The organism is Peribacillus sp. NPDC096622 (assembly GCF_044762665.1).
In the GTDB taxonomy this organism is placed as follows: domain Bacteria; phylum Bacillota; class Bacilli; order Bacillales; family DSM-1321; genus Peribacillus; species Peribacillus frigoritolerans_B.
The window spans coordinates 130,632-145,510 of sequence record NZ_JBIWES010000007.1 but is presented as its reverse complement, the minus strand read 5'-3'; the positions used below and the strand labels follow the sequence as shown (position 1 = coordinate 145,510).

Annotated in this window: 14 protein-coding genes; 1 reads left to right on the top strand and 13 read right to left on the bottom strand. The window is 41.3% G+C overall.

The genetic code is table 11. The features are described 5' to 3' along the window. Positions 1 to 25 precede the first annotated feature (25 nt). From ACIQYG_RS14740 to ACIQYG_RS14700, 9 genes are all read right to left on the bottom strand, one after another. Positions 26 to 427 (bottom strand): acyl-CoA thioesterase, encoded by a 402-nt coding sequence (locus tag ACIQYG_RS14740; RefSeq protein WP_402839148.1) that lies wholly within the window; start codon positions 425 to 427, stop codon positions 26 to 28. 15 nt (positions 428 to 442) lie between these two features. After that, positions 443 to 1,228: an enoyl-CoA hydratase gene (locus ACIQYG_RS14735; RefSeq protein WP_402839146.1), complete on the bottom strand. Its 786-nt coding sequence runs from the start codon at positions 1,226 to 1,228 to the stop codon at positions 443 to 445. Beyond that, positions 1,228 to 2,112: a 3-hydroxyacyl-CoA dehydrogenase family protein gene (locus tag ACIQYG_RS14730; RefSeq protein ID WP_402839144.1), complete on the bottom strand. Its 885-nt coding sequence runs from the start codon at positions 2,110 to 2,112 to the stop codon at positions 1,228 to 1,230. The genes ACIQYG_RS14735 and ACIQYG_RS14730 overlap by 1 nt, the downstream gene beginning before the upstream one ends. A gap of 39 nt (positions 2,113 to 2,151) precedes the next feature. Continuing rightward, positions 2,152 to 2,715, bottom strand: coding sequence for a TetR/AcrR family transcriptional regulator (locus ACIQYG_RS14725; protein ID WP_402839143.1), 564 nt, complete (start codon positions 2,713 to 2,715; stop codon positions 2,152 to 2,154). A 72-nt stretch (positions 2,716 to 2,787) separates the two neighbouring features. Further along, positions 2,788 to 4,398: a long-chain-fatty-acid--CoA ligase gene (locus ACIQYG_RS14720; RefSeq protein WP_402839348.1), complete on the bottom strand. Its 1,611-nt coding sequence runs from the start codon at positions 4,396 to 4,398 to the stop codon at positions 2,788 to 2,790. 38 nt (positions 4,399 to 4,436) lie between these two features. Next, a complete protein-coding gene (locus ACIQYG_RS14715; RefSeq protein WP_402839141.1) occupies positions 4,437 to 5,210 on the bottom strand; it encodes an SDR family oxidoreductase in 774 nt (257 codons plus the stop codon). Then, a complete protein-coding gene (locus ACIQYG_RS14710) occupies positions 5,207 to 6,436 on the bottom strand; it encodes an acyl-CoA dehydrogenase family protein (protein ID WP_402839139.1) in 1,230 nt (409 codons plus the stop codon). The genes ACIQYG_RS14715 and ACIQYG_RS14710 overlap by 4 nt, the downstream gene beginning before the upstream one ends. A gap of 106 nt (positions 6,437 to 6,542) precedes the next feature. Next, positions 6,543 to 7,865 carry an ATP-binding protein gene (locus tag ACIQYG_RS14705; protein WP_402839137.1) on the bottom strand — a complete coding sequence of 441 codons (1,323 nt, stop codon included), beginning with the start codon at positions 7,863 to 7,865 and terminating at the stop codon, positions 6,543 to 6,545. 193 nt (positions 7,866 to 8,058) lie between these two features. After that, on the bottom strand, positions 8,059 to 9,411 hold the full coding sequence (locus ACIQYG_RS14700; RefSeq protein WP_402839135.1) for a TrkH family potassium uptake protein: 1,353 nt from the start codon (positions 9,409 to 9,411) through the stop codon (positions 8,059 to 8,061). Between the two features lie 232 nt (positions 9,412 to 9,643). Here ACIQYG_RS14700 and ACIQYG_RS14695 point away from each other — a divergent pair, with 232 nt between their 5' ends. Further along, entirely contained in the window at positions 9,644 to 9,835 is a 192-nt protein-coding gene (locus tag ACIQYG_RS14695) for an alpha/beta-type small acid-soluble spore protein (RefSeq protein ID WP_034314196.1), read from the top strand. 56 nt (positions 9,836 to 9,891) lie between these two features. On the opposite strand, the gene ACIQYG_RS14690 is transcribed toward ACIQYG_RS14695, so the two are convergent. The 4 genes from ACIQYG_RS14690 to ACIQYG_RS14675 all read right to left on the bottom strand — a co-directional run bounded on the left by ACIQYG_RS14690 (position 9,892) and on the right by ACIQYG_RS14675 (position 14,875). Further along, positions 9,892 to 11,178: an anti-sigma factor domain-containing protein gene (locus ACIQYG_RS14690; protein ID WP_402839133.1), complete on the bottom strand. Its 1,287-nt coding sequence runs from the start codon at positions 11,176 to 11,178 to the stop codon at positions 9,892 to 9,894. Next, entirely contained in the window at positions 11,175 to 11,918 is a 744-nt protein-coding gene (gene sigI / locus ACIQYG_RS14685; RefSeq protein WP_402839130.1) for an RNA polymerase sigma factor SigI, read from the bottom strand. The genes ACIQYG_RS14690 and sigI overlap by 4 nt, the downstream gene beginning before the upstream one ends. 355 nt (positions 11,919 to 12,273) lie before the next feature. Beyond that, positions 12,274 to 13,056 (bottom strand): TerC family protein, encoded by a 783-nt coding sequence (locus tag ACIQYG_RS14680; RefSeq protein ID WP_402839128.1) that lies wholly within the window; start codon positions 13,054 to 13,056, stop codon positions 12,274 to 12,276. 259 nt (positions 13,057 to 13,315) lie between these two features. Then, the gene (locus ACIQYG_RS14675; protein ID WP_402839126.1) at positions 13,316 to 14,875 is read right to left on the bottom strand and encodes an aldehyde dehydrogenase family protein; all 1,560 of its coding nucleotides are present in this window, start codon (positions 14,873 to 14,875) and stop codon (positions 13,316 to 13,318) included. Between the last annotated feature and the right edge of the window lie 4 nt (positions 14,876 to 14,879).

Genomic DNA, 14,879 nt, shown 5'->3' with positions numbered 1-14,879 from the left:
TTCCACTCCTTTAGACTTTGTCATTCTAATTATGAACAAGATGTGAAATGAGCTTTTCTTTAATAAATTCTGGAATGGGTTCACTTTTTTGATTCAAAAAATTAAAACAGACTAATACAGCACTTCCCTTAGCAATCACTTCCCCAGTTTGTGAACAGAGGATATCATGGACCATTTCACAGCTTTTCGTACCTATCTTTGTCAAAGAGGTACGAATGGTCAATAGTTGATTGAAATATCCCTGAGCAATAAAGTCGCATTTAGTGGAGGCTAACAAAAAATTCCAATATTCTACATTTGTCGCTAGGCCTAAAGCTTCAAAAAATTTCATGCGTGCTTCTTCGAGGTATATGAAATAGCTTGTGTTATTGATGTGGCCCAAAGCATCCGTTTCGGAAAAACGGACATTGACTTCCAATTCTTGCATAAGACCCCTCCTTGATTAACGATGTACGAATGCAGGTTTACGTTTATCCAAGAAAGCGGAAACCCCTTCTTTAACATCTTCAGTTTGGAAGATTTCTTCAAAAAGATTCGTTTCAATCTCTAGACCTTGTTCAAGCGTTGTCTCACTTCCTTCATTAATCGCCTTTTTGATTCTCGAAAGTGCCTGAAGTGAGTGCCTTGTCATTCGTGAGGCCAAGATTTTCGCTTCCGATAAGCCGCTTCCTTGCTCAACGACTTTATTGACAAGCCCGATTTTTTCCGCTTCCATGGCACAAAGCGGATCACCGGTAAATATAATCTCTTTTGCCTTTGCATTCCCCACAAGTCTTGACAAACGCTGTGTACCGCCCGCTCCAGGGAATAAGCCTAATTTCACTTCCGGCAGACCAATTTGAACCTGTGTTTCGGCCACTCGCAAATCACAGGCCAGAGCCAGTTCACATCCGCCGCCCAAAGTCAGGCCATTTAATACAGCTATGGTAGGTTTAGGAAACTGATCGATTTTAGTTAGGACGGCATGACTTTCCTTTACCATTTCTTTCATATTCGGGTTCCCCATCATGCTAGGGAATTCTTTTATATCCGCACCGGCCGCAAATGCGATATTGCCTGCACCGGTTATGAGTACCGCAACAGTTTCAGTATCTTTTGAAAGTTCATCGAATGTATCTCCCAATTCCCTGAATACTTGTTTGCTGATTACGTTTAATGGAGGATTATCGATGGTGATGACCGCAAGCTTATTTTCCTTTTCCTTAACCACTCTAATTAATTTTGTCATCAATTCTTCACTCCTTGGTTTGGATAATCATACCAGCCCTTGCCAGTTTTCCTTCCTAAATGTCCTTTATTCACCTTTTCTTCTATACAAGCATTCGGCTTGTCTTCTGGATTTCCCGTTTCATTGTAACGCTGCTGCATGACAAAATATCCCACATCAATACCTGATAGATCCATCAGTTCAAAAGGACCAATTGGATGGCCTAAAGCTTTCCTGCAAATCAAATCGATATCCTTATAGTCAACAATTCCTTCTTCATACAAATATAAGGCCTCACGCTGCAACGCTCCCAAGATTCGGTTGGCTACGAATCCCGATATCTCCCTCCTCAACAAAACTCCTGTCCTATTCATATTCTCCGTGACTTCCATCGCAAGTTTCGCTGTTTCCTCAGATGTTTGGTCACTCATCACAACCTCAACACAATCCATCACTAGAGGCGGGAAAAAGAAATGCATATTTATGAACTTATCCGGACGATTCGTCACACTCGCAATCAGGCTATTGACAATCGTTGAACTATTCGTTGCAAAGATGGTTTCTGCTGGGGCCAATTCTTCAAGTTTAGCGAAAACTTCCTGTTTCACATCAAGTTTTTCAACTACCGCTTCAATGATCAAATCAGCTCCACTGGCCGCTTTCTCAAGATCGGTGGTATATTGAAGACGGCTAAAAGCAGCCAATTTACGATCTACAGACAATTTTCCTTTTTGGACCCATTTAGTCAAAATGACGTCCAGTTTTTCTTTGGCTGTGTTCAAAGCGTTTTCCTGAACATCCTGAAGAATCGTTTCGTAACCTCCAAGTGCAGCAAGCATCGCAATTTGATGCCCCATCTGCCCAGCCCCAATAACGGTAATTGATTGAATTTGCTTGTTGGTCATGCCTTCTATCTCCCTTCTACTAACCGGTTAGTATATAACTCACGCTTCAATTCCCTGCAGAATCATCCCCATAAAAATGGCTGCAACTTCCTGTTCCGTTTTTTCACCTTCTGGGTCGAACCAATGATAGCTCCAATTGGCCACACCCAAAATAGCAAAAGAAATGATGGATGCATCGAGATTGGAACGTAGTTCTCCGCTCTCGATGCCACTTATCAACACTTGCTCGATTTTATTACGGAACTCATCCCGCTTAGGAAGGATTTGTGCAAGTTTTTCGTCACTTAGATTCTTCATTTCACGGAAAAAGACCGTTGCGCTGGACTTTTTGGTTTTGATGCTTTTTAAAAGCATCAATACGATATCGAAAAGCTTATCCTTGCAGCTTTTCCCAGGTTCCAACATGATTATTTCCTGCTCACTAAGCAACTCGTCTATATAAGCTAGATGAATATCCATAAGCAACTGCTCTTTGCTCGTAAAGTAATAATAAAACGTTCCCTTCGTCACCCCGACCGATTCGACGATATCAGAAATCGACGTTTCACTAAAGCCCTTCTTTTCAAATAAGCGTATGCTATGTTCTGTCATTTTTTCTTTCATGTTTGCATCCTCGCAATCTGTTAAAATTTCAGCTGAATTGATATCATACGCTTTCGTACTATCAAAGCCCTCTTATTTCCTGGAAAGTTCTTCTCTTAAAGCCCGCCTTAAAATCTTTCCGACATTAGTTTTCGGTAACTCTTCACGAAATTCAACGAAATGCGGAACTTTATAGGCCGATAGGTTTGCCCGGCAGTAATCGATGATTTCCCGTTCATTTGCCGTTTTATTATTTTTAAGTACAAGGACCGCTTTTACCGACTCCCCTCGGTAAGCATCCGGAACTCCGATGACAACCGCTTCCTGGACAGCAGGATGTTCATAGAGTACCTCCTCCACATCTCGCGGATATATATTATAACCACTTGCGATGATCAAATCTTTTTTCCTGTCGACAATATAGAGATACCCATCTTCATCAACTTTGGCGATATCCCCCGTATAAAGCCAACCATCCCTAAGGGTCACCGCCGTTTCCTCAGGCATATTCCAGTAACCTTTCATCACTTGGGGTCCTTTGACGACCAATTCCCCCATTTCGCCAGATGCCACTTCTTTTGTCCCGTCTCCCAGGTCCATCACTTTATATTCAGTCGAAGGGATGCCTATCCCGACGCTCCCAGGTTTCCTTTTTGCAAATGCCGGGTTACAATGCGTTGTTGGCGAAGCTTCCGTAAGACCGTAGCCTTCCAATATCTTCGCACCCGATTTTCGTTCGAACTCACGCAGCAGTTCCACGGGCATCGGTGCACTTCCGCTGTTACAGACCTGAATTGAGCCCATTCCATATTCTTCTGCCTTTGGATGATTCGTCAACGCTACATACATGGTCGGTACACCAGGAAAAGTGGTCGGCTGTTCACGCTTAATCGTTTCCAGCACTTCTTCTATTTCGAATCGTGGCAGCATGATGGAGTCACCCGCAATATATATGGATAAATTCATTGCGGACGACATTCCAAAAACATGAAATAGCGGGATGACCGACAGCGTTCTTTCAGTACCTATTTTTAATTCATGCTTGAAGAATTCATACGTTTGAACGACATTGGCCAGAATATTGCTGTGAGTCAGCATCGCCCCTTTTGAACGGCCAGTCGTTCCTCCTGTATACTGAAGAACGGCTATATCATTTTCAGGATCGATTGATACGGGATTGATTTTGCCGTCTCCCGTCTTCATGAATTGGTCAAAAGAAGCATCAGGCTTGAAATCTGCATCCGATGCCTGAAGGCTTACGACGATAATATTTTTCAGATTTGCATGTTGCTGCACACTTTTCACTTTCGGGTATAATCCGTCCAATACCACAATCGTTTCTGCACCGGAGTCCTGTAAAATATGCTGTAGCTCCCTTTCAACCAGCATTGGGTTGATTTGGGTGATAATGGCTCCTGTTGTCAATGATCCATAATAAGCTATGACGTATTGCGGGCAGTTAGGCAGCATGATGGCGACACGGTCGCCTTTTTGAACACCCTTTTTTTGCAGGGCTGAAGCAAAGGCTTGCGACGCATGAAAAAGTTCCTGATAAGATATCTTTCGGTCATAAAAAGTAATAGCTGTTTTGGTTGGATGGGACTGACTTGCATTTTGAAGGATTCTTTGCATCGGAAACTCAGGGACTTTTATTTCCTTTGAAATTGAATCAGGATAAACGGAAAGCCATTTTTTTTCATTCATCATTTCATACCCCTCCAGCCATATTTACTTACCTTGCATTACTTTGCATGTGAACCACCATCGACGATCAAGATATTGCCAGTCACAAAGTCAGATGCCTTCGAGGCAAGGAAAACCGCTGCCCCTTTCAAATCATCATCACTCCCTAATCTTTTTAGCGGCGTGGAATCCAAGATAGGATTCTTTCCTTGCTCAAGAACCGCTTTCGTCATTTTTGTCGGAAAGAAACCGGGTGCGATTGCATTGACATTGATATTATGCTGACCCCATTTAACAGCTAAATCCTTCGTCAAGGTAATGACCGCACCTTTACTCGTATTATATCCGACTGTATCGAGCACCCTCGGGTCGGTACCCCCTAATCCGGCGACGGAAGCGATGTTTATGATTTTCCCATGTCCCTGCTCAATCATGACCCTGCCTGCTGTCTGGCTCATGATAAAGGTTCCGGTTACATTGACATTCATCACCTTCTGCCACGCTTCAAGGGGCATGTCGACGGCCGGTGCCCCCCAGGATGCCCCGCTATTGTTCACTAAAATGTCGATGGCACCGAATTCACGGTAAGTTTCGTTAACAACTTCCTGTACATCTGACGGATTGGTGATATCACACTTGAAGGAAAGCGCCTTGACTCCAAGCTTTTGGATTTGCGAAGCAACTTCGTCACATGCCTCCTTCTTCCTTGAACAAAGTACGACATTTGCCCCAGCTTCGGCAAAGCCGGTCGCTATTTGTGCTCCCAACCCTCTCCCTCCACCGGTTATGATCGCCGTCTTTCCAGTTAGATCGAATAAGTCGGTAACTTTCATATTTTCACCTCATGCTTTTGTTGATATTTTCGAAGTTCTATTTTAGCAACTTGTGATCGGTGAACTTCATCGGGACCATCAGCAAGCCTTAAAGTCCGTGCATTGGCCCAATGAGCGGCAAAAGGGAAATCATCGGAAATCCCTGCAGCTCCAAAGCCTTGGATGGCCCTATCCAGCACATTCAATGCCATATTTGGTGCAACCACTTTTATCATCGCAATCTCCGCCTTCGCTTCCTTGTTCCCGACAGTATCCATCATGTAAGCAGCTTTTAAGGTCAGAAGTCTTGCTTGTTCGATTTCAATCCTTGAATCAGCAACCCACTCCATGACTACACCTTGTCTCGCCAATGTTTTACCAAAAGCGACACGGTTTTGAATGCGCTTACATAATTCTTCAAGTGCTCTTTCAGCAGCGCCGATCAGCCTCATGCAATGATGTATCCTTCCGGGTCCGAGTCTTCCTTGGGCAATCGCAAAACCTTTTCCTTCACCCCATAGAATATTCGTTGCCGGGACCCTCACATTTTCAAAAGTGATTTCAGCATGGCCATGCGGCGCATGATCATAACCAAACACAGGGAGCATTCTCTCGATTTTGACACCAGGTGTGTCGAGCGGTACAAGAATCATTGACTGTTGTTCATGCTTGGCCGCCTCGGGATCTGTCTTACCCATGACGATGGCAATCTTGCACCGTGGATCGCCTGCTCCTGAAGACCACCATTTTCGGCCGTTTATGACATACTCATTACCCGTCTTTTCTATCCTACATTCGATATTGGTCGCATCGGAAGACGCCACTTCCGGTTCTGTCATCGAGAAGCATGAGCGGATTTCCCCAGCAAGCAAGGGCTTCAGCCAGCGTTCTTTATGTTCAGCCGAACCGTATCTCACCAACACTTCCATATTACCAGTGTCCGGTGCATTACAGTTGAAGATTTCAGGTCCTATCGACGACCTACCCATGATTTCGCAAAGCGGGGCATATTCTAGATTTGTTAAACCTGCGCCATAACCGCTATCAGGTAAAAATAAATTCCATAATCCTTCTTCTTTTGCTTTTGCCGTCAATTCAGATAATATCGGGGGAATTTCACTCCAGCGGCTTTCCTGTGTTTCGAGCTGCTTTTTGTATATTGATTCATTTGGGTAAACGTGCTTCTCCATGAATTCCGTTAACTTCTTTTCCAGATTTTTCACCTTTTGAGTATGTTCAAAGTTCAAATTGAATTCCTCCTTTTAAACTTACTAACCGGTTAGTATGTTATTACTTTTAAAGTATATACACAACATTCAGATTTTTTCAACAATTAAACCTTTTGTTTTCTTGTCATTCAAGGTCCTGTATCTGGACCTTTTCGTTCTCACTATTTTGCTTCTGTTGGACGGCTGGAAATATACAAACGATTTTCGTACCTTTTTTCAGTTCACTTGTGATGAAAACTTTACCGCCATGCTTTTCGATGATCCTAAAACAAACGGAAAGACCCAAACCCGTTCCTGATCTTTTTGTGGTGAAAAATGGTTCTCCTACTTTTTGAAGGGAGTTTTCCGGAATGCCCTCCCCTTCATCCAAAATGCTCAAAAAAACTTCCCCATTTTTTTCATTTATGCTCACAAAAATATTTCCGCCATTCGGCATCGATTCTATGGAATTTTTTATCATGTTTATTAGTACTTGCTTGATTTGGTTTTCATCAAAGTACATTAAAATAGGTTCTGGATCATAATTTTTATGAATTTGAATATTGTTCAGTACGGCGTTTGTCTCCAACAGCGTTACGACATGGTTGCAGCTTTCCTTCAAATCCTTCTCAAGAAAAACCGCCCCAGCGGGTTTCGATAGCAGCAAGAGTTCATTCAGCACTTTCTCGATCCGATTTATTTCCGAAAAAATAATATCGTAATATTCCTGCTTTTCGGCACCGCCATCCTTAATCAACTTCACGAATCCCATTATCGCCGTCATCGGATTCCTGACCTCATGTGCAATCCCAGCCGCAAGCTGGGCAGCCGTTGATAACTTGCTTGATGTGATCGCCAAATGTTCGTTTAGGCTCACAAGCTTTTCCTCCGCATGTTTACGTTCATTAATTTCCGATAATATGCCCACTGTCCCGATGAATTTCCCAGCGTCATCGTAAATTAGTTTAACGAATGCCTCAACCCAACTTGTTCCCTTTTTCGCATTTAGTTTAATGTCCGCACGAAAATATTTATTCCCCCGATGAAAGGAGTCCGCGAAGGCCTTTAATACGTCTTGATAAGAATCGTTATCCATATGTTTAGAAAAGTGAAGCCCCAGGGATTCATTTACGGATGCACCACTCATCGATTTCCATGCCGGGTTTAAGTACAGCCATTTTCCTTTATCATCCGTTTGGAAAATAACTTCATTGAAGCTATTGACCAATTCTTTAGAGTAATTGGAGAAAATGCGATAACGCCCTTCACTATCTTGCAATAAAGCAATCGTTTTCCGTTTATGATCATAAATGGCACCCAAACACCAGGCTATGGTTAATATTACGATTAAATATATTCCTGCAAAGGCGGAAAACCTGCGTTCCTCATGACCCAGCCACCCTATATAGGGTAATATCAATACAAAAAAAAGAGCAGGGACAATGATCCTTCCAGTATATTTCTTCACATTTTCCACCTCCTTACCAAAATGATTAATACTTCTCCGACCGAATTCCAAGTAGGGATCAAATTGAGCATATTTCTGTAGAAATGGCAGGACACTCACTTATAGGTAAATTTCCACATTTTATCCATGATTCCTGCAAACAACACAAAAAACCTTTCCAAGGGTGGAAAGGTCACTGTTCAACTTAAATCATTTACCCAATGATGACGCGTTCTTTTGGATAATGGAAATTTTCCGTAACTTCTTTATGGCCTATGATATACAGCAGGGAGGTTATCCCGACACGGCCAATGAACATAATGATCATAATGACAATTTTACCGGTATTGCTGAGGTCAGGCGTGATTCCCATCGAAAGGCCGACTGAACCGAAAGCCGAACATACTTCAAAAATGATTTGCATCAAAGTGAAATTTTCGGTAATTGATAAAATGAAGACCGCCATTATGCAAAGAAGCGATCCCATGATCATGACTGCTGTCGCTTTTCGGATATCATCGGGATGAATCTCACGTTTGAACACTTTTATGGAACGCCTTCCTCTCATGAAATTCCATAAAAATAGAATCATGATGACCAGTGTAGTTGTCCGGATTCCTCCCCCGACTGAACTTGGGGATGCTCCAATGAACATCAGTATGCTCAACAATAAAAGGGTCGGTTCCGAAAAGTCACTCACATTCATGGTTGCCAACCCGCCGCTTCGCGTATTGGAGGACATAAATAAAGAGTAAAAGAACGATTCATGCCAGTTCTTCCCTTTGAAGAATCCATTAATTTCCAGAAGGTAAATCAGGATCGTTCCCCCAACGATAAGGGAAAAGAAAGTGACTGAGGTCAGCTTCGTGAATAAAGAAAAATGAAACTTATAAGTACGGGCCTTATTGGATAAAAACTCCTTCAGCTCAATCAAGACCGGAAACCCAATGGCTCCAAGGGTAAGCAGGATAATCGTAATGAACTGTACAAAATAATCGTCTTTAAATGGAATCATCGAAATACCGGTAATGTCAAAACCAGCATTCGTGGTGGCACTTACGGCTAAAAATAAGCCATTTAAAAAGGCTTCTTTCCCGTTTGGAAAATAATTAAGAAAGTAAATGCCTAATACGAGAGCTCCAATCATTTCAATTACGACAAATATTTGAATGATTTGGATCAATAATTTAACAAGACCAGAAAGATTCGATTGGTTTTGATCTGTCATGATCAATTGTCTTTCCTTCAAGCCGATTTTCTTGCCCACTATAAGCCAGAAAAAGGTTCCGAGTGTCATGATGCCAATACCGCCAAATTGGAGAACGAACATGAGAATGAAATAGCCTACCTCATTATACACTTCGGGCAAACTTACAACTGTTAGACCTGTTACACTAACTGCACTTACGGCTGTGAATAATGCATCCATGAATCCAAATTCCACGCCCGGCTTAAGAGCGACCGGCAGACTTAACAGTATGGTCGAGATGCTGACGGCCAAAAAATAATAACCGACGATAAGCTGAGCTGGTGTTAACTTTGATAATATTTTTTTGATAGCAACCATAAAGAGTTTCCTTTCTTACTCCTTTATAGTTATGCGAATCACATAACCATTAAAAATCTAGTTTACCCTTTTTTCATTCTTTTTTCCATTCTCTTTTAAAACTGACTTACTTACAACAAAAAGGCAGGTTTACCAATAAGTTTGATGCCGCTCATATAAGTAAAACTCCACATTCTACTTATACTATCATTACAGCGGCAAAAGCCGTTGAAAAAGTAAAGGGGAGATTCAAATGGCTAACAGCAGTAACAATCTTCTTGTTCCAGGAATCGAACAAGCATTAGAACAAATCAAATATGAAATTGCATCTGAATTCGGTGTACAATTAGGTTCCGATACTTCAGCACGTGCCAATGGTTCAGTTGGCGGAGAAATCACGAAACGTCTTGTCCAACAAGCACAATCTCAACTTAAAGGTCAATAATTCTTTTCACAATTAAATATCCATGGCTAAGAGTCCAGCTGCATGCTGGACTCTTTTTAATCATTATGTCCATTTCCATTTCCATTATTGCCTTTACCCCTTTTCGACTTATCCCAATCTTGCTTGTCTTGTTTTTTTTGCTTATTCTGTTTCGCTTGTTTCGCTTGTTTCGTTTGATTCACTTGTTTCGTTTGATTCACTTGTTTCATTTGATTCACTTGTTTCATTTGTTTATTTTTATTTTCGTGCCTTAAATGATCATTGGGATTATTAGTTTCTTTGGCTGATGAAACTTTTTTCACATTGAACTTTTTATCATTCTGTTTATTTTTCTGCTTGTTCTTTGATTGGTTGCTGTGATCGCTATCGGAACTTCCTTTAGTCTCGTTGCTTTTTTCCTTGAATCCATTTATCGAATTCCGTTTTCCAACTTTATCTTCCCGTTCAGTTTGTTCTTTGGTAAATTCCGTTCCCGGTTTTTTCCGTTCAGTCGGTTTGGCTTCATTGGCCGGCGTTTGCTTCATTTCAATTTCATTATTCTCTTTTTTCTTCTCTCCATCCGATTTGTTTTCCGTACTCAGCGTTACGCTCTTCTCTTTCGTAATAACAACGTTTTCCTCGACTTTTTTATCTGGCGCTGGAGCAGGCTCCCTCTTATTGACTTTTACCTTTTCTTTATCTTCATTCAACTTCTTTTCGAGATACTTACCCGTGGATATGCCTTGTTCCCTTGCTTCCTTCCGATCGCCTTTTGTTGCCCGGATCACTTTCATTCTTGTTTCGGAAACATTATCCTGCTTAGATATTTCTTTTATCTCTTCTTTTAAATTCTTATCCAGTTCTTTATTTTTTTCCATTAACGTTGTGGAAACGACTATTTGTTTATTTCCTTTCAAATAACCAAGTTGCTCCGTCGTTTCAACGATTCGGTTTGTAACAGTCTTTATATCCTTGCCTTTCCAGTCCTTCAGCTGACCAATCACAATCTTGCCGTCTTCATTTAATCCGGTAAGCTTGAGAACTTCTAAATCATCGTCAAGCTCCAATTCAATGCTTGGATTCACATCTATCGTCATATATGCTGACACAGGACCAGAGAAATAAGAAGGAAGAATCGAAAAGAGAATCAAGAAGGTGGAAGCAATGCTTAGCACGGCCGTTTTTTTGAAAGATGAATGTATATTGGAAAAGGCTAAAGTGAATTTTTGTTTTGCTGGTGAAAAAGTGATTTCCTCACCCACTTCATATTCCCTTTCCTGCCTTTTGGTTTTCAGAAATTCACCCTCTGGGGTCAATAGGGTTACAAATCGTTTATTCACTGAAAGAATTACTCCTTTTTTCATTCATCGATAGCCCCTTTTATATAATCATTCAAATACAAAAAATCTCCGTTTATTATGATTGCCACAGCAATGATGTATTTTCTGTTCCGTTCAATCGTTTTTCTGCTTACTTCCACTTTTCCCTCAAGCTGTTTTACGGGCAGCCGCTTTTTTGCAAACAGGATTTCCTTCAATTCGTCATCTTCCATTAACAATTTAGCGATCATAATAGCTCCCTTCCTGGCATCTGCATGTTTGGGAGAACTTTCAACTAAATCCTCAAATGACAGACCAAAATCCTGTAGATGGCTTATATAAAGCTGAATTTCTTCTCTTCTTCTTTCCGATTCCTTCTGCATCTCGTATTCATTGATGGAATTTTCATTATCGATATATATTTGGCTTTGATCATTATCATCATTCATTGATAAATCCAATAGGACTTCCTTTTGTTTGGACTGGCTTCTTAAATAATCTATAACCCTTCGTTTAACGAGGGTTTCGGCAAATGCCAATAAAGAACGGCCTTTTTCCGGGGAGTATTTTTCAATTGCCTCGTTAAAAGCAATCATTCCAATACTGAATTCATCATCTGATTCGTATATGTAACGTTTACAAACCGATGAGACTGTTTTTGCAATAAAAGGTTTGAATGACTCTATAGTATCATTACGGAGGCTATTATCGCCTTGTTGAATTTTCAATACGGTTTCTTCTAAAGAACGCTTTTTTTTGAATGCTGTAAACAACAAACCAAGCATTTGCTCACCTCGCTCCTGTTGAACATAAAATACGCATCAACATACTTATCTTAAGCGGAGGGAGTCTAAAAGACAGTACCAAAAGAACTATTTTTGCGATAAAAATGAAATCACATAATATATCAACATGATAAAATACTTAGTTTTTTCTCGTTTGTTACAGTGCAATTACAGTAAAATATCTTTTTCCGTTTATTTGTCCAATACAATGGGACAATTGTCATTTTTATAACCGGAATTTAATATTCACATCTTTTAACATATCATTCGTAAACATACCTGCGCTTTTGAGGGTCATCTCCATAAAATACATTAAGAAGCAAAAAAAATAGGCGTGACTGGCACGCCTTTTTTTTTAAGCTTCCTGTATTTTTTTCTCTTCTTTCTCTTTTTTTTCTTTTTTGCTTGAAATGATCCATGCACCTGCTGCAATTCCAATCAATACAGTCCAGAAAATCGATTTCCAAAGAGTTGATTCAGGGAAATGATGATCGATGACAGTAAGTGAAGGGTGTGCAAGTGTGTGTACCGCCAACTTCACTCCAACCCAACCCACTATCAAAAATGCCGCCGTTTCAAGGGAAGGACGCTGATGAAGCAGCTTCACGAATCCATTTGCTGCAAATCGCATAATGATCAACCCGATCATACCGCCGAGGAACATGACAGTGAATTGCCCACCGTCAATACCGCCGACTTTCATCCAGCCTGTTGCAGGAAGTGTAACAGCCAATGCGACGGCAGCCAACATGGAATCGATTGCGAAAGCGATATCAGCCGCTTCAACCTTAACCACGGTCATCCAGAAGCCAGATTGCTTTTTAGGTTTTGTGATTTCCTTCTCACCTTTGCCAGCGTATTTTTTGTAAATGTGCTGAAAAGCGATGAAAAGTAAATAAATCGCACCGATTGCTTGAACTTGCCACACCTCGACAAGAAAGGAAATAAGGAATAAACTTGCAAAACGGAAAACAAAAGCTCCCATCAGACCATAAAACAAGGCTTTTCGCTGTTGTTCTTTTGGCAAATGCTTAACCATGACAGCCATGACGACTGCATTATCAGCAGCAAGTATCCCTTCTAATCCAACCAAGATAAGAAGGACCCAGCCATATTCCAATAATATTGATGCTTCCATCCATTCAACCTCCAATAGTTAGTATTTCCTTCCTATTGGCATTGGCAAAATAAAAAGACCTCTGCCGTATAGGCAAAGGTCTTGCTGAACATGAAATCATGTCAACAAAGCCGATGAATGTTTAACATTCACGTAATGACGACTTTGTTTTAGGGCGAACCCTAACGCTACTCCCCTTTGAAAAGGAAAATCAGTTATTAAGTATATTAATAGTATACGCGCTCGATATGAAAATAACAATCTTTTTTTATAAAAGGCTCTATTTTCGGTTCCTTTTAGACATTTTTGTCAATCTCAAATATTCTTTACCAAACCGAATCCAGTTCGGTTTGGCAGAAAAATAGTTCTGAAACAGCGATAAAAAACTCGGGTATTTCCCTTCATATGGATACCACTGTATTTCTGTATCGTTTTTACCTTTATCGATCATGATCGCTTTTTCATGGCAGAAAATCTTCAATCCATGCTCGCCATGATAGCGGCCAACCCCACTTTGTTTGGCACCGCCAAATGGTAAATGATGATTGGCAACAGTAATCAGCACATCATTGATCGTCACCGCCCCGGTTACTAACCGTGACGCAATCCTGCTTGCTTTTTCCCTATCCATCGTCCAAACGCTGGAATTGAGTCCATATTCACTTTCATTTGCCAGGGCGATCACTTCTTCCTCCGTATCGAAAGGCACAACAGGCAACACGGGCCCGAACGTTTCTTCTTTCATGATTTTCATGGAATGATCGACATTGGAAAGAATCGTCGGCGGAATGAAATGGCCCTGCGCCATTTTCCATTCTTTCGGAGGTGTTCCGGTTTCAAGTACGGCCCCCTTATTCAGTGCATCCTCCAGATGTTCAGCCACAATATCAACTTGATTAGGGAAAGTCATTGAACCTATATCATCCTGTGATTGCACCCCCTGCCTCATGGACTTCGTTTTTTCTTTAAGAAGCATTAGGAATTCCTTATAAACAGGACGTTCCACATAAACCCTTTCAACACTCATGCACACCTGACCACTATTTGTGAAAGCCCCCCAAAGAGCCCCGTTCACAGCCCGTTCCAGGTTAGCATCACGCAGAACGACCATCGGATCCTTACCGCCGAGCTCCAAAGTCGTTGGGATCAGGTGTCTTGCTGCAACCTCACCAATCATTTTTCCGGTCCTTACCGATCCAGTAAAAAATATATAATCTGGTTTTTGCTCAGTTAATGCCGCACCCAATTCTTTCCCTCCATGGGCAAACTGTATAGTTCCTTCTGGGAAACCAGCTTCAAGAAACAGATTTTCGATGCACACCCCAACTAAAGGAGTTACCTCTGAAGGTTTGGCGATGACTGTATTTCCCGCTGCCAGAGCATTAAGAATGGGAACCATGGAAAGCTGCAGCGGATAATTCCATGGTGAAATGACGAGAATCGTTCCACGGGGCATATAATGGATAGAAGATTTTTTACCAATTAACATGAGTGGAGTGGTGACCTTCCGTCCAGAAAGAGTTTTCACTGCATGTTTCTCGATATGCTTGATTGCATCAATCGTTGGCATGATGTCAGCAACCAGCGCTTCTATTTTCACTTTTCCCGCATCTTTTGAAATGACTTCTGCTATTTCATCCATTTTTTCAACCATCAATAAACGGAGCCGTTTTAAATAGTGCAACCGTTCCTCGACGGGAAGATTCGACCATGATCGGAAAGCATGTCTTGATTTCTTATATATATGAGGAATCGACTCCAATGGCGTTGGGACGATTTCCGCAATCTTTTCACCTGTTGCCGGAGAAAATACTTCCAACTTGTCATGTATTTCTTCCATAACT

What these genes read in the sequence shown, in the direction of transcription:
- ACIQYG_RS14740 (WP_402839148.1), bottom strand. Translation starts at nt 427, where the DNA reads ATGCAAGAATTGGAAGTCAATGTCCGTTTTTCCGAAACGGATGCTTTG.
- ACIQYG_RS14735 (WP_402839146.1), bottom strand. Translation starts at nt 1,228, where the DNA reads ATGACAAAATTAATTAGAGTGGTTAAGGAAAAGGAAAATAAGCTTGCG.
- ACIQYG_RS14730 (WP_402839144.1), bottom strand. Translation starts at nt 2,112, where the DNA reads ATGACCAACAAGCAAATTCAATCAATTACCGTTATTGGGGCTGGGCAG.
- ACIQYG_RS14725 (WP_402839143.1), bottom strand. Translation starts at nt 2,715, where the DNA reads ATGAAAGAAAAAATGACAGAACATAGCATACGCTTATTTGAAAAGAAG.
- ACIQYG_RS14720 (WP_402839348.1), bottom strand. Translation starts at nt 4,398, where the DNA reads ATGAATGAAAAAAAATGGCTTTCCGTTTATCCTGATTCAATTTCAAAG.
- ACIQYG_RS14715 (WP_402839141.1), bottom strand. Translation starts at nt 5,210, where the DNA reads ATGAAAGTTACCGACTTATTCGATCTAACTGGAAAGACGGCGATCATA.
- ACIQYG_RS14700 (WP_402839135.1), bottom strand. Translation starts at nt 9,411, where the DNA reads ATGGTTGCTATCAAAAAAATATTATCAAAGTTAACACCAGCTCAGCTT.
- ACIQYG_RS14695 (WP_034314196.1), top strand. Translation starts at nt 9,644, where the DNA reads ATGGCTAACAGCAGTAACAATCTTCTTGTTCCAGGAATCGAACAAGCA.
- ACIQYG_RS14690 (WP_402839133.1), bottom strand. Translation starts at nt 11,178, where the DNA reads ATGAAAAAAGGAGTAATTCTTTCAGTGAATAAACGATTTGTAACCCTA.
- sigI (WP_402839130.1), bottom strand. Translation starts at nt 11,918, where the DNA reads ATGCTTGGTTTGTTGTTTACAGCATTCAAAAAAAAGCGTTCTTTAGAA.
- ACIQYG_RS14680 (WP_402839128.1), bottom strand. Translation starts at nt 13,056, where the DNA reads ATGGAAGCATCAATATTATTGGAATATGGCTGGGTCCTTCTTATCTTG.
- ACIQYG_RS14675 (WP_402839126.1), bottom strand. Translation starts at nt 14,875, where the DNA reads ATGGAAGAAATACATGACAAGTTGGAAGTATTTTCTCCGGCAACAGGT.